Origin of the sequence: Candidatus Leptovillus gracilis, assembly GCA_016716065.1 — a bacterium.
Taxonomy (GTDB): Bacteria; Chloroflexota; Anaerolineae; order Promineifilales; family Promineifilaceae; genus Leptovillus; species Leptovillus gracilis.
In genome coordinates this window covers 208,110-233,436 of record JADJXA010000001.1, presented here as the reverse complement: position 1 = coordinate 233,436, position 25,327 = coordinate 208,110, and the positions used below count along the sequence as shown (strand labels likewise).

Annotated in this window: 25 protein-coding genes and 1 tRNA gene; 19 read left to right on the top strand and 7 right to left on the bottom strand. The window is 56.2% G+C overall.

The window, feature by feature from the left end; genetic code table 11:
- Positions 1 to 4 precede the first annotated feature (4 nt).
- The 5 genes from IPM39_01070 to IPM39_01050 all read left to right on the top strand — a co-directional run bounded on the left by IPM39_01070 (position 5) and on the right by IPM39_01050 (position 5,339).
- Entirely contained in the window at positions 5 to 1,231 is a 1,227-nt protein-coding gene (locus IPM39_01070; protein MBK8984666.1) for a cysteine desulfurase, read from the top strand.
- 39 nt (positions 1,232 to 1,270) lie between these two features.
- Complete coding sequence (locus tag IPM39_01065) at positions 1,271 to 1,642, top strand: iron-sulfur cluster assembly scaffold protein (protein MBK8984665.1); 372 nt, start codon at positions 1,271 to 1,273, stop codon at positions 1,640 to 1,642.
- A 5-nt stretch (positions 1,643 to 1,647) separates the two neighbouring features.
- On the top strand, positions 1,648 to 1,968 hold the full coding sequence (locus IPM39_01060) for a non-heme iron oxygenase ferredoxin subunit (protein MBK8984664.1): 321 nt from the start codon (positions 1,648 to 1,650) through the stop codon (positions 1,966 to 1,968).
- Positions 1,969 to 2,244: 276 nt separating this feature from the next.
- Positions 2,245 to 4,728 carry a DNA gyrase subunit A gene (gene gyrA / locus IPM39_01055; protein MBK8984663.1) on the top strand — a complete coding sequence of 828 codons (2,484 nt, stop codon included), beginning with the start codon at positions 2,245 to 2,247 and terminating at the stop codon, positions 4,726 to 4,728.
- 104 nt (positions 4,729 to 4,832) lie between these two features.
- Complete coding sequence (locus IPM39_01050) at positions 4,833 to 5,339, top strand: cold shock domain-containing protein (protein MBK8984662.1); 507 nt, start codon at positions 4,833 to 4,835, stop codon at positions 5,337 to 5,339.
- Positions 5,340 to 5,659: 320 nt separating this feature from the next.
- Here IPM39_01050 and IPM39_01045 read toward each other — a convergent pair whose 3' ends face one another.
- From IPM39_01045 to IPM39_01020, 6 genes are all read right to left on the bottom strand, one after another.
- Complete coding sequence (locus IPM39_01045) at positions 5,660 to 6,250, bottom strand: hypothetical protein (protein ID MBK8984661.1); 591 nt, start codon at positions 6,248 to 6,250, stop codon at positions 5,660 to 5,662.
- Positions 6,251 to 6,364: 114 nt separating this feature from the next.
- A complete protein-coding gene (locus IPM39_01040; GenBank protein MBK8984660.1) occupies positions 6,365 to 6,562 on the bottom strand; it encodes a LysM peptidoglycan-binding domain-containing protein in 198 nt (65 codons plus the stop codon).
- 374 nt (positions 6,563 to 6,936) lie between these two features.
- Complete coding sequence (locus IPM39_01035) at positions 6,937 to 8,226, bottom strand: M23 family metallopeptidase (protein MBK8984659.1); 1,290 nt, start codon at positions 8,224 to 8,226, stop codon at positions 6,937 to 6,939.
- A gap of 116 nt (positions 8,227 to 8,342) precedes the next feature.
- Positions 8,343 to 9,281, bottom strand: coding sequence for an ABC transporter permease (locus IPM39_01030; protein MBK8984658.1), 939 nt, complete (start codon positions 9,279 to 9,281; stop codon positions 8,343 to 8,345).
- 63 nt (positions 9,282 to 9,344) lie between these two features.
- The gene (locus IPM39_01025; protein MBK8984657.1) at positions 9,345 to 10,424 is read right to left on the bottom strand and encodes an ABC transporter permease; all 1,080 of its coding nucleotides are present in this window, start codon (positions 10,422 to 10,424) and stop codon (positions 9,345 to 9,347) included.
- 108 nt (positions 10,425 to 10,532) lie between these two features.
- On the bottom strand, positions 10,533 to 12,320 hold the full coding sequence (locus IPM39_01020; GenBank protein MBK8984656.1) for a peptide ABC transporter substrate-binding protein: 1,788 nt from the start codon (positions 12,318 to 12,320) through the stop codon (positions 10,533 to 10,535).
- Between the two features lie 207 nt (positions 12,321 to 12,527).
- Here IPM39_01020 and polX point away from each other — a divergent pair, with 207 nt between their 5' ends.
- The 9 genes from polX to IPM39_00975 all read left to right on the top strand — a co-directional run bounded on the left by polX (position 12,528) and on the right by IPM39_00975 (position 21,802).
- A complete protein-coding gene (gene polX, locus IPM39_01015; GenBank protein MBK8984655.1) occupies positions 12,528 to 14,279 on the top strand; it encodes a DNA polymerase/3'-5' exonuclease PolX in 1,752 nt (583 codons plus the stop codon).
- Entirely contained in the window at positions 14,276 to 15,514 is a 1,239-nt protein-coding gene (locus tag IPM39_01010) for a SpoIIE family protein phosphatase (protein ID MBK8984654.1), read from the top strand. The genes polX and IPM39_01010 overlap by 4 nt, the downstream gene beginning before the upstream one ends.
- 88 nt (positions 15,515 to 15,602) lie before the next feature.
- The gene (locus IPM39_01005; GenBank protein MBK8984653.1) at positions 15,603 to 16,184 is read left to right on the top strand and encodes an SH3 domain-containing protein; all 582 of its coding nucleotides are present in this window, start codon (positions 15,603 to 15,605) and stop codon (positions 16,182 to 16,184) included.
- Positions 16,185 to 16,287: 103 nt separating this feature from the next.
- Positions 16,288 to 16,722, top strand: coding sequence for a hypothetical protein (locus IPM39_01000; protein MBK8984652.1), 435 nt, complete (start codon positions 16,288 to 16,290; stop codon positions 16,720 to 16,722).
- Between the two features lie 118 nt (positions 16,723 to 16,840).
- Positions 16,841 to 19,231: a carbamoyltransferase HypF gene (hypF, locus tag IPM39_00995; protein ID MBK8984651.1), complete on the top strand. Its 2,391-nt coding sequence runs from the start codon at positions 16,841 to 16,843 to the stop codon at positions 19,229 to 19,231.
- A gap of 126 nt (positions 19,232 to 19,357) precedes the next feature.
- Positions 19,358 to 19,633 (top strand): HypC/HybG/HupF family hydrogenase formation chaperone, encoded by a 276-nt coding sequence (locus IPM39_00990; GenBank protein ID MBK8984650.1) that lies wholly within the window; start codon positions 19,358 to 19,360, stop codon positions 19,631 to 19,633.
- 52 nt (positions 19,634 to 19,685) lie between these two features.
- Positions 19,686 to 20,771, top strand: coding sequence for a hydrogenase formation protein HypD (gene hypD / locus IPM39_00985; GenBank protein MBK8984649.1), 1,086 nt, complete (start codon positions 19,686 to 19,688; stop codon positions 20,769 to 20,771).
- 56 nt (positions 20,772 to 20,827) lie between these two features.
- Positions 20,828 to 21,415, top strand: coding sequence for a class I SAM-dependent methyltransferase (locus IPM39_00980; GenBank protein MBK8984648.1), 588 nt, complete (start codon positions 20,828 to 20,830; stop codon positions 21,413 to 21,415).
- A gap of 99 nt (positions 21,416 to 21,514) precedes the next feature.
- Positions 21,515 to 21,802, top strand: coding sequence for a 4a-hydroxytetrahydrobiopterin dehydratase (locus tag IPM39_00975; protein ID MBK8984647.1), 288 nt, complete (start codon positions 21,515 to 21,517; stop codon positions 21,800 to 21,802).
- A gap of 40 nt (positions 21,803 to 21,842) precedes the next feature.
- Here the strand turns inward: IPM39_00975 and IPM39_00970 are convergent.
- Positions 21,843 to 21,914, bottom strand: a tRNA-Met gene (locus IPM39_00970).
- A 75-nt stretch (positions 21,915 to 21,989) separates the two neighbouring features.
- Between IPM39_00970 and IPM39_00965 the strand changes: the two genes are divergently transcribed.
- The 5 genes from IPM39_00965 (at position 21,990) to IPM39_00945 (ending at position 25,260) form a co-directional block, all read left to right on the top strand.
- Positions 21,990 to 22,553 carry a cob(I)yrinic acid a,c-diamide adenosyltransferase gene (locus IPM39_00965; protein ID MBK8984646.1) on the top strand — a complete coding sequence of 188 codons (564 nt, stop codon included), beginning with the start codon at positions 21,990 to 21,992 and terminating at the stop codon, positions 22,551 to 22,553.
- 242 nt (positions 22,554 to 22,795) lie between these two features.
- Positions 22,796 to 22,957: a hypothetical protein gene (locus tag IPM39_00960; protein ID MBK8984645.1), complete on the top strand. Its 162-nt coding sequence runs from the start codon at positions 22,796 to 22,798 to the stop codon at positions 22,955 to 22,957.
- A 116-nt stretch (positions 22,958 to 23,073) separates the two neighbouring features.
- Entirely contained in the window at positions 23,074 to 23,739 is a 666-nt protein-coding gene (locus IPM39_00955) for a hypothetical protein (GenBank protein ID MBK8984644.1), read from the top strand.
- 7 nt (positions 23,740 to 23,746) lie between these two features.
- Positions 23,747 to 24,415, top strand: coding sequence for a hypothetical protein (locus tag IPM39_00950; protein MBK8984643.1), 669 nt, complete (start codon positions 23,747 to 23,749; stop codon positions 24,413 to 24,415).
- The gene (locus IPM39_00945) at positions 24,412 to 25,260 is read left to right on the top strand and encodes a fructosamine kinase family protein (protein ID MBK8984642.1); all 849 of its coding nucleotides are present in this window, start codon (positions 24,412 to 24,414) and stop codon (positions 25,258 to 25,260) included. Before IPM39_00950 ends, IPM39_00945 begins: the two co-directional genes overlap by 4 nt.
- Positions 25,261 to 25,327 lie beyond the last annotated feature (67 nt).

The following is a 25,327-nucleotide window of genomic DNA, read 5'->3' as shown; positions in this document are numbered from 1 at the left end:
CCCCATGTTAGACATCGAAAAAATACGCGCAGACTTTCCTATTTTGGACGTTGAAGCCTATCCGGGTGTGCCCCTGGTTTATCTGGACAGCGCCGCTTCATCGCAAAAGCCCCAGGTTGTCATTGAGGCAATGAATGCCTATTACCGGCAGTTTAATGCCAATATCCATCGTGGCATTCATCGGCTGAGTGAAGACGCCACCAATGCTTATGAGGGCGCACGGGAAAAAATCGCCCGGTTCATCAACGCGGCCGATGCCAGCCAGATAATTTATGTCCGTAACGCCACAGAAGGGTTTAACCTGGTGGCTTATAGTTGGGGGCGGCAAAACGTCGGGCCGGGGGACGAGATTTTGCTGACGGAAATGGAGCACCACGCCAATCTGGTTCCCTGGCAGATGCTGGCGGCGGAAACGGGGGCGGTGATTCGCTACATTCCGTTTTTGCCGGATGGCACGTTGGATTTGACCGACCTGGGCAGTTTGCTGACGGAAAAGACCAAGTTGTTTTCGTTTACGGCCGTTTCCAACGTCTTCGGCTCCATCAACCCGGTCCGGCAGTTGGTGGAGGCCGGCCACGCGGTGGGCGCGGTGGTGATGGTAGACGCCGCGCAGGCTGTGCCCCATACGGCCGTAGACGTGCAGGCCTGGGACTGCGACTTCATGACTTTTTCCGGCCATAAAATGTGCGGCCCCACCGGTATCGGCATCCTGTATGGCAAGCAGCACCTGCTGGAAGCCATGCCTCCCTTCATGGGCGGCGGCGACATGATTCGCCGTGTTACCCTGGCCGGCTCCACCTGGAACGACCTGCCCTGGAAGTTTGAAGCAGGCACGCCGAGCATTGCCGAGGGCATTGGGCTGGGAACGGCCGTAGACTATCTCAGCCACATCGGCATGGACGCCATTCACGCCCACGAACAATTCATCACCCATTACGCCGTGGAAGCCCTCAGTGAACTACCCGGCATTACGCTCTATGGGCCACCCGCTTCGCAGCGCGCCGGCGTCGCCACCTTCGCGCTGGCGGGCATACACGCCCACGACATCGCCGAAGTTCTGGACAAAGATGGTATCGCCATCCGCGCCGGCCACCACTGCGCCATGCCCTTACACCAACGTCTAGGCGTTGGCGCTACAGCGCGGGCCAGCTTCTACCTGCACACCACCACCGGCGAAATAGACAAATTGGTCGCCAGTCTGCACCATGCCCGCAAACTTTTCCGCCTATAACCATCGGCAGCAAGCAGCAGCGTTAGAGAAAGGTACGCCATGGATATTTACCGAGAGCAGATCATCAATCTAGTTGAGCATCCGCTAAATGTTGGCGAACTGGAAACGGCCGATTTTTCCTACGAAGAAGACAATCCCCTTTGCGGTGACATGATTCGGATAGATGTGAAGTTGGATGATAACGGCCGTGTCGCCCAGGTTGTCTGGCAAGGACAAGGCTGCGCCATCAGCCAGGCATCCGCTTCGCTGCTCACCGAAGAAATCAAAGGCATGACCCTCACAGACATTCACAACTTTTCGCCCGAACGGCTGCTTACTCTGGTAGGCGTTCCCCTCAGCATGGTGCGGCGCAAATGCGCCCTGCTGCCGCTAACTGTGCTAAAAACCGGGGCAGCCACCATCTCATCATAATAACCATGACCGAATTTATTAAAATAGCTCCCATTGAAGATATTCCCCCCGGCCAACGCCTGTGGCATGATTTCGCTGAAGAAACCGTCGTCATTTTTAACGTAAACGGTCAATTTTACTGCATCGCCGACCGCTGCACCCACGATGATGGGCCGTTAGAAGATGGGAACCTGAACGACCATGAGATCGAGTGCCCCCGCCACGGCGCCCGGTTCGACATTCGATCTGGCCGGGCCTTGTGCCTGCCGGCCACATCGCCTGTGCCAACTTTTGCCGTCAAAGTGGAAAATGGGTATGTTTACGTAGAATCACCAGACGACTGGTAGGCACAGCGCCAAAGATGATAAAATGAACTGCAATTTTCCTGGGGTTCGGACGGCATTGGCCGGTTGACACACTTCCTAAAATTGCCTATAGTTAGCGCCAAAAATAGAACAAATATTTCAATATTCCTCTGGCAGTGACAGCCAGATGGATTGTGGTTCTTTGCTTAAAATTACGGAAATTGTCTATTTACCACTGCCCGCCCAGGCCCGATAGAATTGCAAAACCCTACCAGGTCGTGATGGCGCTCAAATCAAAACCGGATACAACAGCGACTTATGGAAATCGGACTAGTAAAACAAATTGACATCGAACAGGAAGTGAAAGAATCCTACCTCAGCTACGCCATGAGTGTTATTGTGTCGCGCGCTTTGCCCGATGCCCGCGATGGGCTGAAACCGGTGCAGCGCCGCATCTTATACGCCATGTACGACATGGGCCTGCGCCCCGATACGCCCTACCGTAAAGCGGCGCGTGTGGTCGGCGAGGTGCTGGGTAAATATCACCCCCACGGCGACCAATCGGTGTACGATGCCATGGTGCGTATGGCGCAAGATTTTTCCATGCGCGCCGAACTGGTAGACGGCCAGGGTAACTTTGGTTCGATTGATGGTGATCCGGCGGCGGCGATGCGCTATACGGAAGCGCGCATGTCGCTGATTGGCTTTGATATGCTGGAAGACATCAGCAAAGACACGGTAGACTTCTCAGCCAATTTCGATGATTCACTGCGCGAACCGACCGTCCTGCCGGCGACCATGCCCAACCTTCTGGTAAATGGCTCATCGGGCATTGCAGTGGGCATGGCCACCAGCATCCCGCCGCATAATCTGGGCGAGGTGGTAGATGCCCTGTTTCACATGCTGGACAATTGGGAACACCTGGACAACATTTCTGTGGGTGATTTGATGCAGTATGTGAAAGGGCCAGATTTTCCAACGGGGGGCCTGGTTTTTCGTTATAAAGGGGAAGAGAATGAAACAGATGCCCTGGCCAATGCGTATGCCACCGGCCGGGGGCATGTAACGGTGCGGGCCAAAGCCCACGTAGAGCGCATGGAGCGGAGCAAGTCGCGTATTGTCATTACGGAGCTGCCGTATCAGGCTAACAAAACCAATTTGCTCGGCCGTATCGCCGACCTGCACCGCGACGGCAAGATAGATGGCCTGACGGATTTACGCGATGAGTCGGATCGCAATGGGATGCGCATTATTTTGGAAACCACGCGCAACGTGGAACCAGAAAGCGTGCTGGCGGAGCTTTTCCGGCTGACGCCGATGCAGAGCACGTTTAGCATCTCCTTGTTGGCGTTGGTGAATGGTGAACCACGTATTTTGGGCTTGAAACAGGCGCTGCGGGTGTATCTGGAACACCGGCTGGAGGTGGTGCAGCGGCGCAGCGCCTATGATCTGGCGAAAGCGCAGCAGCGGGCGCACATTTTGGAGGGGCTGCTGATCGCCCTGGATAATCTGGATGAAGTCATTGATACCATTCGCCGGTCGCGCACCGTAGAGACGGCGCGGGCCAATTTGCGCAGCCGTTTTAAGCTGTCTGAGGAGCAGGCGCAGGCGATTTTGGACATGCAGCTGCGGCGGTTGGCCGGTTTGGAGCGGCGCAAAATTCAGGAAGAGCATCAGGAGAAACTGCAACTAATCAAATATTTGCAGCGGTTGATTGCCAACCCGAAGATGATGCGCGAGACGATTAAGGAAGAGTTAACGGCCGTGCGCCAAAAATACGCCACCCCCCGTCGCACCCAAATCGTTGCCAGCGGCGAGAGCAAAATTGTGTCGGCTTCGGACCTGCTGCCAGACCAACAAGTGTGGGTGATGGTGAGCGAAAAAGGCACGACAGCGCGTACCACCACGCCGGAGGTTATCTCTGTGCCCACCAAGCCAGACGAACTGCCCAAAGCGCTGCTGGAAGCCAATACCCAAGACATTCTTTATTTGTTTACGGCCGACGGACAGGCGGTTAGTCTGCCTGTTTACCAACTGCCGCAGGCGCGTGAATTTGGGCAGGGAACCCATTGGGCCGAACTGACCGGCCTGACCCGGCGGCGGCACCTGGCAGCGGCCCTGGCTCTGCCGCTGGAGGCCGAAGGGTATCTGTTCCTGACGACATTGTCCGGGGTGGTGAAGCGGGTGCGCCTGGCTGATTTGCCGGGCATTACCACTGAGCCGTTTACGGTTATCAACGTGGCCGATGACGACGCCCTGGGTTGGGCAAAAGTGACCTCTGGCGAGGATGAGGTGTTGTTGGTAACTGCTTCCGGCCAGGCGATTCGCTTTAAAGAAGAGGAAGTGCGCCCCATGGGGCTGCCGGCCGGTGGCGTGATGGGCATTAAATTAGCCAACGACGCCGATGGGTTGGTGGCAATGGCGCTGGTGGACCCGAAGGCGTATCTCTGGAGCATCACCGACAATGGTCTGGCTAAGGTGACGGCGCTAGACCAGTATCCCACTCAGGGCCGGTATGGGCAGGGGGTCATTAATATGCGTTTGCCCACGGGGGCGGCGGAAGTGGCGGCGGCAGTGGTTGGCTCATTGGACATGAAATTGATTATTACAGCGGCCGTTGGAACCACCAAAACGGTCCCGTTGGGACATATAGAAGCTGGCAGCCGCTCTGTCAAGCCCAAGCCTTTGTGGGAAGTGAAAGATCGCAACCGAATCACGGGGGCGCTGCCCATCGTTGGGAGAATAGAGCGTATGGCTGAGGGGGACACGGCCGTACCCCAACAACTGACGCTGATTCATTGATACGGCCGTGCGCCGCTAAAAACCGTCATACCGAATGACAGAAAAAACGCTATAATCGTAAAACGAACGATTTTCACCACTTATACGAACGGAGACGAGAGAGGATGAACTTTAGAGACCGTAGGGCGAAAGATGAGGACGGGCGTGAATTTATTTTCACTGTCGAGATGCAGCGCCGTTTGAGCCAGGCTGGTTTGCCATTAGAGCCAGATTATCTCTCCCAGTTGGGCGACTATTCTGAACCGCCGGACCGAGTGGAGCGGGCAGAGCGGGCAGAGCGCCCTGAACGCCAATCCGTGTCGGCCGCGCCGCCGGCCCGTGACGGTGGGCCGGCCAGTGCTGCTGGGCCGGGCGATATGGACGTTGACTTTACCATTCAGATTGACCCTCAGACCGGCAAATATATCGGCCGGTTAAAGTGGTACAACCCACAAAAAGGGTATGGCTTCCTGGTTCGCGGCGCCGGCGAAGAGATATTTTTCCATAAGTCCAGCACCGTCGGACGGCCAGAAGACCTGAACGAAGGGCAGTGGGTTTTGTATGACATTGAAGAAACCCGCAAAGGGCCGGAGGCAATGGAAATCGAGCCTTATTTGGGCGAGATTGAGTGACTTCCAGGTTGATTTGTTTGTTAGGCTGGCTGGCAAACCTTCGAATATTTTATAGAAAGACAGAGATTGAGCTTGTCGAAGTCATAACCGTTGCCAGTGTCGCCTCGACCTGCGACAGGACTTCGGCGTGAGCGGCTCTTGAGCCTATCGAGAGGCAGTCGAACGCTCAGGCGGCGGCTAGTCACTGATTTCAAGAGAATGAAACACACCTATTTTCATTTGTGGTGGTGCAGCGTCGTTCATACAGTCTCTTTTTGCAATCAAAAAAAGCGCTCCGGTTAAGGGAGCGCTTTTTGCTTTTATTGGCACGGCTTTGGGTATCAGCCAAATACCACTTTTTTAAACTCCAACACGTCGTGCAGCGTTACGTCCGGGATGATGAGCGCGTCGCCCACGCGAGCGGTGTCTTCATTAAACCGATAAGCCACCATGCTGATGTACATGTCGCGCGCGCCGGTAAAAAACTGAAAAACGCGCCAGGCTGGATTACGCGACCAGTTGGTGTCTATGACGGCCGGCATTCCTTTTAGTTCGATGTTGTCAATCAGGGGGAACCCCTTCGGTTGGGGTAGGGAGATGATCAGCCGTTTGTTCGTTTTGAGGACACGCCATTGGTTGTAGACAATATATTGTTGGGCGCTGCCCAAAACAATGCTGAACAAAACGGCCGTCGGAACGACAGCGTACCAGTAACTCAACCTTTGCAGGTAGCCCAAAACCAGGAAAACGGCCGTACTTACGACCCCGATCGCAATCAACCAATTCAGGTACCTAAAAATGATGTTGGCCGGAAAAGCACGGTACCAGGCCAGACCAATTTGCAGAATGGGGACTTCCCCCGGCAGCAGCCGCTCCGAAATATCCTCCGGCTGAAAAGAATCCTCAATATGCCAGCGGAAATTGGTGGGCAATCGCTTCCACCTGGTTTTCGCCCATCCCAATGGCCCTGAAGAAATGTCACTGTTACGCATAGATGACCTTTAGATCCGACAGGTTTGCTGCACAACCGCCACAAACGGCCGTGCCTACTGCGGAATCAACAGCACCTGCCCCACAAAAATCAGGTCAGATGTCAGGCCGTTGGCCGATTTAATCGCCGCCACATTGGTATTGAAACGGCCGGCGATGCTGGTGAGATTGTCGCCCTGGACCACTGTGTAATAAATGACGCCGCCACCGCCACCGCCACCGCCGCCGCCAACAGGCGTTGGGGTCACAATAATTAACGTGGGTGGTGTTGGCGATGGGACAAAGCCGGATCCAGAACCACCAGAACCGCCAGAATTGGTGTTGAATGCAGAGTCCAGAATGCCGGTGGACGTGTTCATCACCTGCTGCCATTCAGACGAACCACCGGCGTCCAGAAGATCGTTGGCCCATGTGGCAAAAACCTGGGTGATAATAAAACTGACGGCCAAAAATACCAGCAAGATGCCAATGACATAGGTGATAATGGACCATATGCCTTTGCTGGGAAGCTGAACCTTGAAAATCAGATGGTAAGCCAAGATCAGCCCGACGACCAGAGGAATAAACCGCAACAGTTGTCCTAAATCCAGGTTCATAATGATACTCCTTGCTTCTCTTCTCTACCGGGTCAGGGTAAAAATTCCTGCGGGTCAACAAACGTTTCGTTCACCTTATCGAAAATGGTGTAATGGACGTGGGGTCCTGTGGCGTAGCCGACCGCGCCCATGACGCCGACCGCCTGCCCACGTTTGACAGGACCGGTTTCGATCAAATAGGAACGGGGGTGCAGCAGCCAAACAATCCATTCGTCATTTTCAATGCGAATGGTTGTGTTGTACCAACGGTCGGTGAAGGTGGAAACCTCACCGGGCATGGGCGCTTGCAAAATAGCTGTGCTGTCGCTGCTGGAAATATCTACGCCGGGCAGGCTGTAGCTGCAACCATGCACGTCCTGAGTCAGCGTAGGGGCAAATGCGACCGGGTTCAGGCGGGGGCGTAACGTGATGTTGCCCAGCGTATGGGCTTTGCCAATACACGCTTCTTGATCCAGGCTGCGGCTGGCCGGGAAAGCCATTTCGCCATCCACACCCCAGACGGTATTGCTCAGTTTGGCGGCGGAAGTGCTGGCCCAGTCGTAGAGGCGGGTGCTGACATCAAGAATTGCCAGGGAGAACGGCCGTTCCTCCCCGGCCACGTCTAACTGCGACACCACCAAACTCTGCATCGCCAGATGGGTTGGCCATGCCCCTAACTGTTTTACCACCACCGTGCCTAACTCCACGTCGGAGTACACCATGTTGGTGTGCGCTGCGTCGTAGTTGTTCATGACATAAGCTGATTGGTTGGCGTCCAGCCGGGCGGCCGCGCCCATCCCGGCATTATAGGCAAAGTAGCAGCGTTTGATCATGTCCGGGTTTTGGGTGTAATAGGTGATGTCCGGGCAGCGCTTCTTAAATTCGCTGGCGGCAATTACCAACTGCTCGGCCACTTCAATGTCTGAAATGGGGCCAGGCGCGAAGCAGGGGCGTTCACCAGAACGTACCAAATCATACGCGCCAACGATGCCTGTGCAATTGTCGGGATTAACGGCCAACATACTGTTCTCTTTGAACCACAAGACCAATGGTACTTCCCGGGGGATGTCTGCCTTGCGGGCAATGCGGTCAGCGATGGGCGCCCATTTCAGAGCGGTTGTCTGGATAGAGCTGGGCAGTGTGTATTGGCTGTCCATCACCATGCGCCCTCCGGCGACGAAGCCAAAGCCCAGCAAAACAAGAAGCAGGGTGTCGAAAGAGCCTTTTAAAACGCCTAAGGCAATTTGCTGCGGGCTTAGAATCCCTAAGAGCGACAGAAATTGTTGCAGCCACGCCCGCAGCCACGCAGGCATGACCAACAACGCCTTTGCGTAAGCTAACATAACTCACATTATAGCCATACATTATGTGGAGTCAAGAATTATGTCACGTTTAAAGGTGGGAAGATGGTCCGGGGAACGGCCGTTACCCACCCTGAACGTCTAAGATCTGGTCATGACTATTGATTGTGCATCAATCTTGGGTCCAAAGCATCTCGCAGCCCATCCCCCAACAGGTTAAAGGCCAAAACGGTAATCGAGATCATAAAACCGGGGATCAATACCAGGTGTGGCGCGCTAAAAATCTGGTTTCGCTCCCGCCCCAACATCGTGCCCCATTCCGCCATCGGTTCCTGCGCGCCCAACCCCAGGAAAGACAACGCGGCTGTATCCAAAATTGCCGTGGCAATACCCAATGTTGCCAACACAATCAATGGCGGCATCGCATTTGGCAAAATACGCTTGAATAAAATGTCTAAATCCGTCGCCCCCAAAGCCCGCGACGCCTGAATATAGTCCATTTCCCGAATAGACAGCACCGTCGAACGCACCACCCGCGCATAGGTGGGCATACTGATAATGGCGATAGCCAGCATCGCATTGCTCAGGCTGGGGCCTAAGACAAAAACCAGAGCAATCGCCAGCAAAAAGAAAGGGAAGGCCAGCACAATGTCCATCAGGCGCATAATCAAATTATCAATCCAGCCACCGGCATAACCGGCAATAGACCCCAACACAATGCCCGAAGTCGAGGAAATAAACACCACGATCAGGCCAATTTGCAGAGAGATACGTGTGCCATAGACAATGCGACTAAACATATCGCGCACGTTGCCATCCGTGCCCATCAGATGCTGTGGTTTTTCCGGGGGGCAGCCCAACAGATGAATACAGGGTGCTTCTCGCTTACGCACATCTTCTTTGCCGATGAGGACTTCCGTGGGGTCATAAGGGGCAATGAGGGGGGCAAAAGTCGCCACAAAAATCAGCACTGCCAAAATGCTTAACCCAAATATGGCCGAACGTTGGCGCAGCAACCGGCGCAAAGTCAGGCGCCACAAACTGGGCGATTCTTCTGGGAGGATTAGTTCATTAGGAAGCTCAACTACGTTCGCCATGTTACTTGTCCAGTCGTGTAAAAGTGGTCATTGGTCGCCTTTGCGGAAGCTGCCGTAAAAAGATCAGTCAAGCCGAATGCGCGGATCAAGGACTGCGTAGGAGAGGTCTACCAATAGATTGAACGTCACGTAAATCAGGGCAATCACAATGACAAACCCTTGAATGATGGGAAAATCACGCGAGGTGATAGCTTCGTAGACGCTCAGGCCAACGCCGGCCAGTCCAAAAATGGTCTCTGTTAACACCGCACCACCTAAGATAGCCGCCAGTTGCAGCCCGGCTACGGTGATAACCGGCAAAAGGGCGTTGCGCAGCCCATGCCGCAAGACGACGGTACGTTCGGTTAATCCTTTGGCACGGGCGGTGCGCATATAATCCAACCCCAACACTTCCAACATGCTGGAACGGGTCATCCGGGCCAGGATAGACAGTGGAATGGTACTCAGCGCCACGGCCGGCAGAATGAGGTGCCGCAGCGCGTCGTTCAACACTTTCCAGTCGAAGGTAATGAGCGAATTAAACACGTAATGCTTGGCGAGAAAACTGAAAAACTGCTGCCGGACGCTGCCCTCCACCACCGTCAGGTTATACACCTCATAAAACGGGACGGGTGAAACGCCGGGGGAGAGGCGGCCAGAGGGGGGCAAGGAAAACGGTGTGTCCTTTAGGACTACCGCAAACAAATAAATCAGTAACAGCCCCAAAAAGAACACAGGCAGCGAAACCCCAATGTTGGCCCCGATCATCGTCGTGACGTCAATGATCGAATTACGCCGCACGGCCGAAAGTATGCCGGCCGGTATGCCCACAATCGCCGCAATAAACATGGCCGCCAGGCCCAACTCAATGGTTGTGGGGAGGCGCTCTAATAAAATGGTGAGGACCGGCCGGCCGAAACGGATAGACTTGCCCAGATCACCCTGGAGCATCTTGGTGACGTAGATGATAAATTGCTCGTAAACCGGCTTATCCAGACCAAAATCTTTTGTAAAACGATCACAGGCTTCCGCTGTTGCCTTTTCGCCCAAGATGGCCTTGCAGGGATCGCCAGGAATGGCGCGGGCCAGGGTAAAGGTCACTACCAGGATAGCAAAGATGACCGGTATGGCTAATAAGATGCGGCGAATCGTGTATTGAATCATGGTGCAGGTTAGCTGCCCAACATAAGAAAAATGCGGGATGGCATAGCGGCGATAAAGTTGTGATGCCATCCCGCATTTTAGGCAGGAATCTAGTTCAAGGGGTGGATATTATTCTTCTAAAACAGCGTTAATGAACCCATCCCACAAGTAAGAGAAGTAGTCGAAGCTGCCCGTATTGCCGACGTGGTTGGGGTTAGAGGCGTCAATGCCGGCCGCCCAGGAAGCGACGACGTCATTGGCGTCGAACCGGGAGCCATCATGGAAGAGGACGCCGGGGCGCAGGGTGCAAACCCAGACGGTGGCGTCTTCATTGCTGGTGCAGGCGGTTGCCAGTTCGGGTTGGGTTTCGCCGGAATCATCCATGTACTCAAGCAGTGTTTCTACCACTTGTTGGCACGGCCGTAACGATTCCCCATCTGTCTCATCGGCGCAGAACAGGCTGATCGGTTCGGCATTTTGCATAAAGACCAGTGTGTCTTTGCCGGGATCCAGTTTGTAGAACTGGGTCGCGCCAAAGGGCGGCACGTAAGCGCCGCTCACAGTCGCCAGGGCCGCATCAGCCGAGGCGCCGTGGGCGACTGGGATCAACGGAACCAGTTCGCGAATGGCGTTGTTGGCCTGAGCATACAATGGGGCGGCTTCATCCACGTCGGCGATTTGCGCGCCTTCTAATAAGATTTCATAGATTTCCGGGTGCGGGTTGCCAAACTGGGTGTTGTTGGCTCCAAAGTGGAAGTCCAGGAAGTTGGTGACGTGGGGATAGTCGGCGCCCCAGCCCAACAGGTGAATGCCATTTAACCGGCCGCTGGTGGATTCGTCAATGAACGCGCCCGATTCCATGACTTCGACCCTGGCAGTAATGCCCAGGTTATCTTGCAGTTGGCTTTGCAGTTCTACCGCTACCAGGCCGGGTTCCGGCAGGTAAACGCGGAACACGTCGCGGTAGTAGATGGTGGTCTCAAAGCCATCGGGATAGCCGGCGGCAGCCAACATCTCTTTGGCGGCGACGGGATCAAACTCATACCAGGGGTCGCCCTCGCAGCCGTTGGGAATGGAGCAGGGGGTGAAGAAATCGGCTACTTGCGAACCTTCGGGGTAGAAGTTGTCAATGATGCGCTGCTTGTCTATGCCCATGGCAATGGCCTGGCGCACTTCTGGGTTGTCGAAGGGGGCAAAGGTGTTGGTGAAGCCAACATAGAAGACATTGGGGTTGCCGCTGGGCAGCAGTTGCAGGTTGGGATCGGCCAACACGCCGGGAATATCATCCGGGCTGACGTTGGTGATCATGTCTACCGTGCCGGCTTGCAGTTCCAACAGGCGGGCGGCGCCTTCGGTACCCCAACGGAGTACGGCCGTTTCCGCCGCTGCTGATTCACCCCAATAATCGGCAAAACGCTTGAAGATGATCGAATCACCGCGTACCCATTGGTCCAACATGTACGGGCCGGTGCCGATGGGTTTTTCCAGCAGTAACCCGGTGCCGCCATTGGCTTCGATCCACTCAGACGGCTGAATGCCAAAGGGGGTGAAGGCGATTTTGGCCAGGAAAGCGGGGTCTGTCTTGCACAGGTTGAACTGTACGGTCAATTCATCTACTGCTTCAATGGACAAAATCTTGCCGCCGTAATCGCAGTTCTCTGCGGCCACAGACGTCGGCACAAATTCGGCCGGCTCTTCTGTAGCGCCGGTGACTTCGCCAACCAGCGCTTCCGCCGTTGGGGCGAGTTCTTCCACGGCCGCCTGGACAGTAGGCGCAACTGCCTCAGCGGCCGCCTGAACGGTGGGTGCAACTTGTTGGGCCGCATCTTGCACTTGTTGTGCCGTCTGCGCGTCACACGCCACCAGGGCTACCCCAAAGATCAGGATAGCAACCAATAACACATATCTGCTTTTCATATCTCTCCTCCTATTTGTCGAGATAGACAATAAAATGGTGCTGTAATGTTGGGAGCTTTCAGGAAATAGTTGGGTTGCTATGTTAACAAAGGAAAGCAAAAGCGACAAACGACACATTCAAGTGTTCATTAAGTGGCTTTTGGGTGACATTTCCTTCTTGTTCTGGGGGTTATTTCATAGCGGCGCTTTCGCGGTATAATCAGGGCCATGATGAAAAATCGTGACGTGGCCGATACTTTTACAATGGTTGCCGAAATGCTGGCGATTCGCGGCGATCAGATTCACCGCGTGCTGGCCTACCGGCGGGCGGCCGAAAGCATTGAAGCGCTGGGGCGGGACCTGAACCAGGTGTACGCTGAGGGTGCGTTGGTGGAGATTCCGGGCATCGGCAAAACATTGGCCGAGAAAATCGAAGAGATGCTCACCACCGGCAAATTGGCGTTTTATGAACGATTGGCCGAGGAGATTCCCCCTTCATTGGTAGACATGCTGCGCGTGGAAGGTTTGGGTCCCAAGCGCGTCAAACAAATCTATGACGCTCTGGGCATCACCACGCTGGCCGAACTGACGGAAGCGACCAGAGCCGGCAAACTGCGCGAGCTGCCCGGTTTGGGGGCGAAATCGGAAGCTAAACTGGCGGCCGCCATTGAAGCCCTGGCACGGCACGGCGACGGCCGTATCCCTCTGGGCGAAGCGTGGCCGCTGGCGCGGGAAATCTTGGCTGTGTTGGCCGAACTGCCGGGCGTGACTAAAACGGCCGTAGGCGGTTCCCTGCGCCGGATGCGTGAAACCATTGGCGATATAGATTTGCTGGTGGCCGCCGACGAATCGGCCCACATCATGGATACCTTTGTTGGTCTGCCCCAGGTGGAGTCGGTTTCCGGGCATGGTCCCACTAAATCCAGCGTCGTTTTGCACAACGGCGTCCAGGTGGATTTGCGTGTTTTGCCCGCCGCACGCTGGGGCACGCTGCTGTCTTACTTCACCGGCAGCAAAAACCACAACGTGCGCCTGCGCGAACTGGCCCTCAAACAAGGTCTCAGCCTGAACGAACACGCCTTCACCCCTACGCCCACACCCACGCCGGAAGACGGCCGTCCAGAAATCCTGTGCGCCACTGAAGAAGAGATTTACGCCACCCTGGGTTTACCCTACATTTTGCCCACCTTGCGCGAGGATGCCGGGGAAATTGAGGCGGCGATTAACGGCCGTCTGCCCCAGGTTGTTCAACTAGACGACATTATCGCCGACCTGCACATGCACACCACCTGGTCAGACGGCAAACTGAGCGTCCTGGAAATGGCCCAGGTCGCTAAAAACCAGGGACTGCGCTACATCGTCATCACCGACCATTCCGCCAGTTTGGGCATCGCCAACGGCCTGTCGGTGGAACGGCTGCGTCAGCAGGCCGCCGAAGTGCGCGCCGCCGACGCCGCGCTTGGCCCCGATTTCCGCGTGCTGCACGGCACAGAAATGGAAATCAAGGCCGATGGCTCGCTGGACTTTCCTGACGAGGTGTTGGCCGAGCTGGATTTTGTCATCGCCAGTCTACATACCGGCCTCAGTCAGCCACGCGAGCAGATCACCCAACGGCTGCTAAACGCCATCCGCAACCCGCACGTGGACATGATCGCTCATCCCAGCGGCCGGCTGCTGCCAGACCGTCCCGGCGCGGATTTGGACATGGAGGTGGTGCTGCAAACGGCCGTTTCCACCCAAACCATCCTGGAAATTAACGCCAACCCCCACCGCCTGGACCTGCGCGACAGCCATGCGCGCCGGGCCATCGAACTAGGCGCAAAAATCGCCATCAACACCGACGCCCACCATCCTGACCACTTTGCCTTTCGGCACTACGGCGTGGCCGTGGCCCAGCGCGGTTGGGTCACGCCGGGCGCGGTGGTGAATACCTGGCCTGTGGAGCAGTTTCTAGCCTTTATCCGGGAAAAAAGCGCATGAGTTCATCTACCGTGCAAACCCTCGTCTTAAAAAGCGCTTTTGGTGACGTAGACCAGACCAGTCTGGAGGCGCTGCGGGCAGTGGCCCGCAAGGTGACATACCCACCCAACACGGTGCTGACCCGCCAGGGTGAAATCGAACACACGCTGTATCTGGTTGTAGACGGCCGTGTTGCCGTAACCCAGGTAATAGAAAATGGCGCCGAACGGCTGCTCGGCTTTGTTGGTCCCAATAAGACATTTGGCGAGATGAGCCTGATTGACGACACGCCGCGCATGGCAACTTGCACCACGTTGGTGGAAACAACCGTGTTGGAAGTGGACGAAGCGGTCTTTGATCAGGTTGTGATGCACAGCCCGGCCGTCGCCTATGCCATGCTGCGCAAAATTTTGGAAAGCTCGCGCACCATTGACCGGGCAGCCATCGAAGAATTAAACGAGAAAAACGCTTCTTTGCAGCGGGCTTTTCAGGATCTCCAGGCGGCCCAGGCCAGATTGCTAGAAAACGAACGCATCCAGCGCGAGATGGAATTGGCGGCCCAGGTGCAGCGCAGTTTGCTGCCAGATAGCCTGCCCGATTTTGCCGATTACCAGTTTGCGGCTTATATCGAACCGGCGCGCCAGGTGGGCGGCGATTTTTACGATGTGGCGGTGCTGGACGACGAATATGTGGCTCTGGTATTGGCCGACGTGGCCGACAAGGGCTTTCACGCGGCGTTGTTTATGGCCGTGTCGCGCACGCTCTTTTTGCAGGAAGGCAAACATTCCTTGTCGCCGGCGCAGGTGGCGCTGGCCGTTCATCGGGGTATCATGGATGTGTCGGCGACCGATGATATTTTTGTGACGGCTTTTTATGGCGTGCTGCACCGGCCCAGTGGCCGTTTAACCTACGTGCGGGCGGCTCAGGAACGGCCGCTGCTCTATCGTCCTGGTGAAGGGCTGCGGGCGCTGCCGGCCGACGGCCGTTTCCTGGGTATGTTCGACGAGCTGACCCTGGTGGAAGACACAATCTATTTGCAGCCCGGCGACCGGCTGATCATCTTCAGCGATGGCGTGCCGGACGCCGTCAACCCGGCCGGGCAGCGGTATGACTATGAGCGGCTGTGGGCGGCAATTGAGAATGGGGGCGGGTTAACGGCCGTAGCCCTCGTCCAACACATCGTCGCCGATCTGGACCACTTTTCGCTGGACGCCGCCCCCTTTGATGATGTAACGCTGCTGGTCGTCGCTGTTTAAATGGGCAAATTTTACCGAAAATCGCCAATAAACTGGCTTGCCCACTTACCGACTATACGCTGACAACTACCAACCAACCGGAGAGTGCATGGCTCGATATCAGGTTCCCCCGGACCCACGTGATCCGGACAGCAAACTAACCCATAAACGGCCGCGGCGGCAGCGCCGCGACGACGCCGAACCCATTCCCTGGCTTTGGTTGGGCCTGGGCGTGGTCGTTACCCTGGTGGGTGTGGGTCTGGCTTACGCTATTGCCAGCAGCTTCTTGCTGCGCCCACCATTGGCCGTCGCCCCCCTGACGCCAACGATCATCGTTCTGACTGCGCCGCCCAGCCCGACAGCTACGGCTACGCCGAACTTGCCCACGCCCACCCCCATCCCCACGACCACGCCGGTGGCTACCCGCGACTTTTCTGTGCCACCCGATCAGGTGCAGTCAGACTTTTACGCGCGCGTCGCCAACACCGCCGGTGTGGGGGTGACTGTACGCGGTGGCCCCAGCACCAACAACGCCGCCATCACCATCGCCCAAGAGGGGGCCATTGTCTTTGTGCTGGGCGGGCCAGAACAAGGCAATGAACTGCTCTGGTGGAATATCCGCCTGGAAGATGGCACGGAAGGATGGGCGGCGGCCGATTACCTGGAACCATCGGCCGGGCCAACCCGGTAGAAGCGGGCATTTGGGATACGGCCGTTCCCTTACCACGCCCAATGGTCACATAACAACTGATACACTCACAAAACCAGATTCTACAGATTCTATAGGAGCAGATATGCCAACATTCAAAATCGCCTTACCCACAAATGATGGGCAAACCATTAACGCCCATTTTGGTCGGGCGCAGGCTTTCAAAGTGTTTACCCTGGGTGATGACGCCGAAATCCAGACTGAACTACGCGGCAGCCTGAGCAACGGCCGTGATGAACACGATGACCACAATCATGACCATGACCACAACCACGACCATCATTCTCACGATGACAAATTTGCGCTGATCGCCGACTGCCAGGTACTCATTGCCGGCGGCATGGGCCAGCCCGCCTACGACCGCCTACAAACGATGGGCCTGACAGTCATTCTCACCGGCGAAAAGCAGATTGAACAGGCGCTGCGCCTCTATCAGGGCGGGACATTAAGCAGCGATATGCGACGCATCCACGCTCATCACCACCACGACGAAAAACCCGGCGTCACATTTTTTGGTTAACAGCCCAATCAGCACCCAGGAACGAGATTTGAATAGTTTACACGTTTAGATTGGACAAATCTTCCGTGTGTTATTTAATTATCATTCCCAAGATGATCACAGTGGTGCATAAACAGAGATGATGAACCAGCAGGGCAAACGTATTCATGTCAATGGCATTGTGCAAGGGGTCGGTTTCCGGCCCTTTGTGTTTGCCCTGGCGGAGCAGTATGGCCTGGTCGGTTGGGTGCGCAACACGTCGGCCGGGGTGGATATTGAGGTGGATGGCGCGCCGGAGGCGTTGGACGCTTTTGTGCAGGCCATCCGCACCGAAGCGCCGCCGCTGGCGCAAATTGATGAGGTAACGGCCGTATCCATCCCTCCCAACGGCTTCACCACTTTCGCGATCGTTCACTCTGAGGCTATCAGCGGCGCGTTCCAACCTATCTCGCCCGACGTGAGCATTTGCGACGACTGTTTGCGCGAGCTGTTCGACCCGGCCGACCGTCGTTATCGCTACCCGTTCATCAACTGCACCAACTGCGGACCCCGTTTTACGATTATTCAAGACATCCCGTATGATCGGCCGTTGACTACAATGTCACCTTTTATGATGTGCCCCGACTGCCGCCGCGAGTACGAAAACCCCCGCGACCGCCGTTTTCACGCGCAGCCGGTGGCCTGCCCCGTTTGCGGGCCACAGGTGTGGCTGGAGTCGGGAGTGCGGAACGCGGAACGCGGAATGGCAGAATATTCCGCACTCGGCACTCCCCATTCCGCACTGGTGATGGCGCAGCGGCTGCTGGCGGAAGGTAAAATCCTGGCGATTAAAGGGTTGGGCGGCTTTCATCTGGCGTGTGATGCGTTGAACGAGACGGCCGTATCCACCCTCCGCGCCCGCAAACTGCGCCGCGACAAACCCTTCGCCCTGATGATGCCCGATTTGGCGACCATTGAACAACACTGCTTTGCCAGCCAGGCCGAACGCGACCTGCTGCTTTCCCGTGCCCGTCCCATCGTCCTGCTGCGCCGCCGCCCCGATTCGCCCATCAGCCGCGCCTGTGCTCCCGGTCAGGAACATTTGGGGGTGATGCTGCCGTATACGCCGCTGCATTACCTGCTCTGCCACCACTCCGCACTCCGCACTCCGCACTCCACAATCCTGGTCATGACCAGCGGCAACGTCAGCGAGGAACCCATCGCCTATCGCAACGACGAGGCCCGCGAGCGGTTGGCCGGCCTGGCCGACGCTTTCCTGATGCACAACCGCGACATTCATGTGCGCTGCGACGACTCCGTGATGCGGATTGTAGATTGCGGCTTGCGGATTGCGGAATCCCCTCCGCAATCCGCAAGCGGCAATCCGCAATTGCTCCCACTTCGCCGTTCACGGGGGTATACCCCCTTCCCCGTCCGGCTGCCCTGGCCGGCGCCGCCGATTTTGGCGGCCGGGGCAGAATTAAAGAACACGTTTTGTATCACCAACGGCCGTTACGCCTTTCTCAGCCACCACATCGGCGACCTGGAAAATTATGAGACGCTGCAATCCTTTGAGGCAGGAATCGCCCATTTTGAGAGGCTGTTCCGCGTGCGGCCAGAAATCATCGCCTATGATATGCACCCCAATTATCTGGCGACGCGCTATGCGCTGGAGCGAGCGGCGCGGGACGGGCTGACGGCCGTTGCCGTGCAGCACCACCACGCCCACATCGCCGCCTGCCTGGCTGAAAACGGCCACCCCGGCGACCGGCCGGTGATTGGCGTCAGTTTCGACGGCACGGGCTATGGCGACGATGGCGCGATTTGGGGCGGCGAATTTCTGATAGCCGATTATGCGGGGTATGAACGGCCGTATCACCTGGTCTACACCCCACTGCCCGGCGGCGACAAAGCCGTCCAAGAACCATGGCGTCTCGCCCTGGCCTGGCTGCGCCATTGCGGATTGGGGATCGCGGATGGCGAATTCCTCTTCCAATCCGCAATCCCCAATCCGCAATCCGCAATCGCCCCCGTTGTCTGGCAGCAAATGGAGAAGGGCGTCAACGCCCCGCCCACTTCCAGTATGGGCCGCCTGTTCGACGCCGTGGCCGCCCTTATTGGCGTGCGCCACACCGTCAACTACGAAGCCCAGGCGGCCATCGAACTGGAAGCTCTGGTAGACCCCAGCGAAACCAGCGCGTACAAATTCACAATTCACAATTCACAATTCACAATTGATCCGGCTCCCCTCATCCACGCCATCCTCGCCGACCTGGGCCAGCACACGCCAGTTGGCAAGATTGCCGCCCGTTTCCATAATGGCGTCGCCCAAATGACGCTGGACGTGTGCCACAACCTGCGAACGCGCTACAATCTAAACGAAGTTGCCCTCAGTGGCGGCGTCTGGCAAAATGTAACCCTGCTGCAGAAAACAGTACCGCTTTTGCAGCAAGCCGATTTTACCGTTTTGCTGCACAGCCAGGTCCCGCCGAATGATGGTGGGCTGGCGTTGGGGCAAACGGCCGTAGCCGCTGCAAAACAGAGAACATAATATGCCCGAAATCGCCCGTTTTTTGGAATCGTCATTTGGCATGGTTCAATGAACCATGCCCAAAATTTGCAAACAAGATTTGTCGGTCAATCAGACGCTTGACCTGTATTTAGCGAGGAGCATACCATGTGTTTAGGTGTACCTGGGAAAATTGTAGAGATTTATGAAGCCGGCGGTTTGCCGATGGGCAAAGTGGATTTTGGCGGCGTCACCCGCGAGGCGTGTCTGGCCTATGTGCCCGAAGCCAAAATCGGTGAATACACCATCATCCACGTTGGCTTCGCCATCAGCCAGATCAGCGAAGAAGAGGCCATGGAAACACTCAAACTACTCAACGAAATCGCTGACATTGACGAAGAATTGGGACTAACGGCCGCTGAACAGCTCGACATAAGTGTTTAGAAACGGGCAGATCGCGCAGAGTTTCTCTGCGTCTCTGCGTTGAGAAGGTCCTATGAAGTATATGGATGAATTCCGCGATGCGGAGTTGGTGAAGAAGACGGTGGCCGAAATTCGGCGGGTGGTTACTCGGCCGTGGACCATCATGGAAATCTGTGGTGGGCAAACCCACGCCATTATGCACTTTGGCATAGACCAACTGCTGCCGCCAGAAATTGAACTGGTACATGGCCCTGGCTGCCCGGTGTGTGTGACGCCCCTGGAGCAAATTGACAAAGGGCTGGAAATCGCCAGCCGCCCGGACGTGATCTTCACTTCCTTTGGCGATATGCTGCGCGTGCCCGGCTCGGTGAAAGATTTGTTTGCCGTGCGCGCCGCCGGTGGCGACGTGCGCGTCGTCTATTCGCCGTTGGACGCTGTGAAAATCGCCCGGCAAAACCCGGACAAACAGGTGGTGTTTTTTGCCATCGGCTTTGAAACGACAGCCCCAGCCAATGCCATGAGCGTGGTGCAGGCGCAGATGTTGGGTGTGACCAACTTCACCGTTTTGGTGTCCCATGTGCGCGTGCCACCGGCCATGCACGCCATCCTCGGCTCGCCGCGCAACCGGGTGCAAGCCTTTTTGGCCGCCGGCCACGTGAACGCGGTGATGGGCTACTGGGAATACCCACCCATCGCTGCCCAATACCAGACGCCGATGGTTATCACCGGCTTTGAGCCGCTGGACATTTTGCAGGGTATTTTATTAACGGTGCGCCAGTTGGAAGAGGGGCGCTGTGAGGTGGAAAATGGCTACGGCCGTGCTGTCACCTACGACGGCAATAAACCGGCTCAGGCGGTCATCAACCGGGTTTTCGTGGAACAGGACCGCAAATGGCGCGGGATTGGCGTCATCCCCAACAGCGGCTGGGGCCTGCGGCCGGAATTTGCCGAATTTAACGCCGAAACCCGCTTCGACGTGGCCGCCATTCACCCCGAAGAATCGCCGTTGTGCATTTCTGGCCTGATTTTGCAAGGCCTGAAAAAACCGAACGAATGCCCGGCGTTTGGCAAGGAATGCACACCGGAACGGCCGTTAGGCGCCACCATGGTCTCCGGTGAAGGGGCCTGTGCGGCCTATTATCGCTATCGAAAACAATGATGAATTATGTAAGGAAAGAGACTCTCTCCTTCACAATTCACAATTCATAATTCCCCATGCTAGATCACTTTGGCCTACTGGCCCCCTTTTACGAACGATTTATCCCGCCGCCAAACCCGGAGCGGTGGGTACGGCTGCTGAACTTGCCGGTGGTTGGCCGCTTGCTGGATGCCGGTGGCGGTACGGGGCGGGTGTCTGGGCAATTACGGCCGTTTGTCCACCACCTTGTCATCGCTGACGAATCGTACAAGATGCTGGCTGAAGCGCAGGCCAAATCGGTCTGCTGCCCGGTGATCAGCGGCGTGGAAACGCTGCCGTTTGCTGCGGGCAGCTTCGACCGGGTGATGGTCGTAGATGCCCTCCATCACTTCGCCAGCCAGCGCGCGGCCATCGCCGACCTGGCGCGCATCCTAAAACCGGGCGGGCGGTTGGTCATCGAAGAGCCAGATTTGCACAAACTCAGCGTGAAATTTGTGGCTGTCGCTGAAAAGGTGGCCCTGATGCGCAGCAAATTTTATTACCCGGAGCAAATCGCCGCGATGGCTGTGGCGTTGGGGTTGGTGGTGACGGTGGAGCGAGACGGCCGTTTTGCCGCCTGGATCATTGCCGATAAACCAGCCGATACGCAGGCGGAAGTTCGTTAAAAAACCGTAGCTAACCTACCACCGCGAGTGAAAACTCGTAGTGCGATTTGGAAAATCGCGTATCGAACTAGAAGTTCGATTTACATGGGAGAGAATACAATGGCTCGACATAAACTCAATGATGAAGAACTGGCGACTGCCTTGCGAGATTTACCCGGCTGGACAGTGCAGGATGGCAAACTGCACAAGGAATTTAAGTTCGCCTCTTTTGCGGCAACTATGGGCTGGATGATGGCGGTGGCGATTGCTGCCGACAAAATGGACCACCATCCTGAATGGAGCAACGTCTATAACCGCGTCCGTGTAGACCTGGTGACCCATGATCTAGACAATGCAATTAGTAATCTGGATGTGGCCCTGGCCGGCAAGATGGAAGCAGCGGCCTAAACAAGGCACAAAAAAAGCGCTCCATCAGGAACGCTTTCAATAGCGGGGACAGGATTCGAACCTGCGACCTCCGGGTTATGAGCCCGACGAGCTGCCTCTGCTCTACCCCGCATCAACGAATGGCGATTATAACAAGACGCCATCAATTGTCAATAGAAATTGACATAAAACAGCGATAAGGATCAACATGCCGAGATTGACAAAGATTTATACCCGTAACGGGGACGATGGGATGACGATGCTCGCCGGCGGGCAGCGAGTGCCTAAAGAATCGCTGCGTATTGAGGCGTATGGCACGGTGGACGAGTTAAATTCGCTTATCGGCGTAGCTCTGACGCATGGCCTGAGTGAACGCCTGACGACGGCGTTGTTAGCCGTGCAAAATGAACTGTTTCACCTGGGTTCAGACCTGGCGTATTTGGAGGCAGACAAGGCGAAATTTGCCATTCCCCAAATTGAAGCGCGGCACGTAGAAAGGTTGGAAGAGATGATTGATGAGATAACGGCCGTTACCGGCCCGCTGCAAAACTTCATCCTCCCTGGCGGCAGCGGCGGGGCGGCGCAGCTGCACGTGGCCCGTACCGTCTGCCGCCGCGCCGAGCGGCTGGTTATTGCCCTATCTCGCGCAGAAGCGGTGGGCGAACAAGTCATCCCCTATCTCAATCGCCTTTCCGACGCCTTATTTGTCATGGCCCGCTATGAGAACCACCAAAAAGGTGTCGCCGAGCCATTGTGGGATTCACGGGCCTGAAAGTGGATGCTTGTTTAGAACTTTTTGGATACACTTTTCCCGTATCATGCTGAGGTATGGTTCAGACTTAGCAAAATGTCCTTTATAAATTCTTACACGGAGAGACACGGGGAAGGCGCAGAGGTACACGGAGAAGATATTTTTCTGCTCCAAAATCTCCATGACTTCTCCGTGAACCTCCGTGTAACTTCTGAAAAGAATTTTTATTTTCTGGGTGTGCGCGAATTTAATCGGAGAAATCTATGTTTACCAATTTGCTCATTGTAACCCTGCTAATTATTGGTTCGTGGTTGGCGGCGACAGCCTATTATTTATATACCTCCCGGCAGCAAGCTGACCTGGAAAAAGAGATAGGGGACTTGCAGAGGACGCTGGACAAACTCAATCGGAAGGGGAATAGGTAGGTTTCAGTAACCAGTGTTCAGTAACCAGTGACCAGTAACCAGTGTTCAGTACTTATTGGCAACTTGTCAGGGGTAGGACGCACTGAACACTGAACACTGAATCAAAGGAGCGATCTATGCGGAGAGTGACAGCGATTTTGCTATTAGCTGTTGTGGGTGTGGGGGCGCTGGCGGCTTGCAGCATAGGTGGCGGCGGTGGAGCTGCTCCATGCAACGAAGGCGGTGCGCTGTTTGCCGATGACTTTGGCGGCAGCCAAAATTGTGGCTGGGCGCTGTACAACCGGGGTGGGGCGGTGGTAGAAATAGTCGAGGGAGCTTTGCGTATCAGCACCAGCCAGCCGGGCGAGGTGCGCTGGACCAACCCGGGTCGTAGTTTCGATGACGTTATCATCACCACCCAGGCCCGCCAGGTAAGCGGCCCCAACAACAACGCCTACGGCGTTATTTGTCGCTATCAAAATGAGCAGAACTTCTACGTCTTTTTAGTTGGCGGCGATGGGTATTATGCTGTTGGCAAATACACCAGCGATTCGCCAACGGTGACCTACCTGACGGAAAATGGCGAATATCAGTTCTCCGAGGCCATCAACCAGGGATTGGCGACCAATCAGATTCGGGCCAGTTGTGTGGGCAACGAGTTGAGTCTGGCGGTCAATGGCATTCCCCTCGTCACGGTGACCGACCCGACCTTTGTCATTGGCGACGTCGGGTTGGCGGTGAGTACGTTTGAACCGGGCACGGCCGTTGTTGAGTTCAGTGATTTTCGTGTGGTTGCCCCCTAGTGAAGTTATGGCTACAAAACGTCTGGTTAGCGGGTGGTGGGTGCTTCTGTTTTTAGTGGCGCTGGTGGCTTGTGGCGGTGATGCAGCTTCTAGCAGATCGATTCCAGGTGGCGGCGACGCCCTGTTTTGGGATACTTTTGGTCCAGACGTGCCTGGCCCCTGGTTGTTAGAAGGGGATGATGTGGGGCAAACGGCCGTCATCAACCAACAACTCGTCATCACCATCAACCAACCCAACACCCTCCAATTTTCCACCCTACAAGACCAGTCTTTCACCGATTTCAGCCTGGAAGTAGATACCCGCCAGCTTGCCGGCAGCCCGGAAAGCAGCTTTGGCCTGCTGGCGCGAATGCAAAACAACGACCAATTCTACCGCTTCGACATCACCGGCAGCGGCCTGTTCATGATCATGCGCCGCAATGGCGACGGAACCTGGACCCAATTCAAACAAGATTGGACGGCTTCCGAAGCCATCAACCAGGGTTTGAACGGAGTCAATCGTCTTAAACTGGTGGCGCAGGGGTCCAGAATTTCGTTTTACGCCAACGACATCCTCTTGCAGCAGATTGACGACGTGATCTTCCCCACCGGAGCCATCGCCCTCAACGCCGGTACATTTGGGCAGCCTGGCCTGCAAGTGGCCTTCGACAACGTGGTGGTGCGGCCCGCGCCATGAATCGGCAGCAGATAGAAGCGGCTCTGGCTGTGGCGGTGAGCGATGCCGCGCCGTTAAGTGGTGGCTGCATCGGCGAAGTGTATCGCCTGAGTCTGGCCGATGGGCGGCAGGTGGTGGCCAAGGTAGACGCCCGGCCTGATTCCCAATTGGCCGTAGAAGGGGAGATGCTGCGTTATCTGGCGGCCCACACTGCTTTGCCGGTTCCGGCTGTTTTACACCAGGAAAATGGGCTGCTGATCATGGAGTTTTTGCTGGGAGACAGCCATTTTTCGGCGCGGGCGCAAGAACACGCGGCTGAATTGTTGGCCGCGCTGCATCAGGTGACGGCGCCGGCTTATGGCTTCGCCCGGCCGACGTTAATTGGCGGCCTGCATCAGCCGAACCCGTGGACGACGTCCTGGGTGGATTTTTTCCGTGAGCAGCGTTTGCTGTATATGGGCGTGGCAGGTGTTGGCGCTGGGCGGCTGCCGGCGGCGCTGTTTCAGCGGCTGGCCGATTTTTGTGAGCAGTTGGAGCGGTGGCTGGGGGAGCCGGAACGGCCGTCGCTGATTCATGGCGATGTCTGGACCACCAATGTCCTGGCGGTGGGCGACCGGATTAGTGGTTTTGTAGACCCGGCCATCTACTATGCCGACCCGGAAATCGAGCTGGCTTTTACGACGTTGTTTGGCACATTTTCACGGCCGTTTTTTGCCCGCTACCAGGAAATTCGCCCAATTGCCGCCGGCTTTTTCACCGAGCGCCGCGACATTTATAACCTGTATCCCCTGTTGGTTCACGTGTGTTTGTTTGGTGGGAGTTATGTTCATTCGGTGGATCAGACCTTACGCCGTTTTGGCTTCTAGTACCTGTAAACCAAAGTCCGTATACCGTATTCTGTATTCCGACTTCGGTTACGGCCGTTACTCTGGA

What these genes read in the sequence shown, in the direction of transcription:
- IPM39_01005 (MBK8984653.1), top strand. Translation starts at nt 15,603, where the DNA reads ATGGCTCGATATCAGGTTCCCCCGGACCCACGTGATCCGGACAGCAAA.
- gyrA (MBK8984663.1), top strand. Translation starts at nt 2,245, where the DNA reads ATGGAAATCGGACTAGTAAAACAAATTGACATCGAACAGGAAGTGAAA.
- IPM39_01065 (MBK8984665.1), top strand. Translation starts at nt 1,271, where the DNA reads ATGGATATTTACCGAGAGCAGATCATCAATCTAGTTGAGCATCCGCTA.
- IPM39_01020 (MBK8984656.1), bottom strand. Translation starts at nt 12,320, where the DNA reads ATGAAAAGCAGATATGTGTTATTGGTTGCTATCCTGATCTTTGGGGTA.
- IPM39_00975 (MBK8984647.1), top strand. Translation starts at nt 21,515, where the DNA reads ATGGCTCGACATAAACTCAATGATGAAGAACTGGCGACTGCCTTGCGA.
- IPM39_01025 (MBK8984657.1), bottom strand. Translation starts at nt 10,424, where the DNA reads ATGATTCAATACACGATTCGCCGCATCTTATTAGCCATACCGGTCATC.
- IPM39_01010 (MBK8984654.1), top strand. Translation starts at nt 14,276, where the DNA reads ATGAGTTCATCTACCGTGCAAACCCTCGTCTTAAAAAGCGCTTTTGGT.
- IPM39_00955 (MBK8984644.1), top strand. Translation starts at nt 23,074, where the DNA reads ATGCGGAGAGTGACAGCGATTTTGCTATTAGCTGTTGTGGGTGTGGGG.
- IPM39_01060 (MBK8984664.1), top strand. Translation starts at nt 1,648, where the DNA reads ATGACCGAATTTATTAAAATAGCTCCCATTGAAGATATTCCCCCCGGC.
- IPM39_00950 (MBK8984643.1), top strand. Translation starts at nt 23,747, where the DNA reads ATGGCTACAAAACGTCTGGTTAGCGGGTGGTGGGTGCTTCTGTTTTTA.
- hypF (MBK8984651.1), top strand. Translation starts at nt 16,841, where the DNA reads ATGATGAACCAGCAGGGCAAACGTATTCATGTCAATGGCATTGTGCAA.
- hypD (MBK8984649.1), top strand. Translation starts at nt 19,686, where the DNA reads ATGAAGTATATGGATGAATTCCGCGATGCGGAGTTGGTGAAGAAGACG.
- IPM39_00945 (MBK8984642.1), top strand. Translation starts at nt 24,412, where the DNA reads ATGAATCGGCAGCAGATAGAAGCGGCTCTGGCTGTGGCGGTGAGCGAT.
- polX (MBK8984655.1), top strand. Translation starts at nt 12,528, where the DNA reads ATGATGAAAAATCGTGACGTGGCCGATACTTTTACAATGGTTGCCGAA.
- IPM39_01050 (MBK8984662.1), top strand. Translation starts at nt 4,833, where the DNA reads ATGAACTTTAGAGACCGTAGGGCGAAAGATGAGGACGGGCGTGAATTT.
- IPM39_00980 (MBK8984648.1), top strand. Translation starts at nt 20,828, where the DNA reads ATGCTAGATCACTTTGGCCTACTGGCCCCCTTTTACGAACGATTTATC.
- IPM39_00960 (MBK8984645.1), top strand. Translation starts at nt 22,796, where the DNA reads ATGTTTACCAATTTGCTCATTGTAACCCTGCTAATTATTGGTTCGTGG.
- IPM39_00965 (MBK8984646.1), top strand. Translation starts at nt 21,990, where the DNA reads ATGCCGAGATTGACAAAGATTTATACCCGTAACGGGGACGATGGGATG.
- IPM39_00990 (MBK8984650.1), top strand. Translation starts at nt 19,358, where the DNA reads ATGTGTTTAGGTGTACCTGGGAAAATTGTAGAGATTTATGAAGCCGGC.
- IPM39_01030 (MBK8984658.1), bottom strand. Translation starts at nt 9,281, where the DNA reads ATGGCGAACGTAGTTGAGCTTCCTAATGAACTAATCCTCCCAGAAGAA.
- IPM39_01035 (MBK8984659.1), bottom strand. Translation starts at nt 8,226, where the DNA reads ATGTTAGCTTACGCAAAGGCGTTGTTGGTCATGCCTGCGTGGCTGCGG.
- IPM39_01070 (MBK8984666.1), top strand. Translation starts at nt 5, where the DNA reads ATGTTAGACATCGAAAAAATACGCGCAGACTTTCCTATTTTGGACGTT.
- IPM39_01000 (MBK8984652.1), top strand. Translation starts at nt 16,288, where the DNA reads ATGCCAACATTCAAAATCGCCTTACCCACAAATGATGGGCAAACCATT.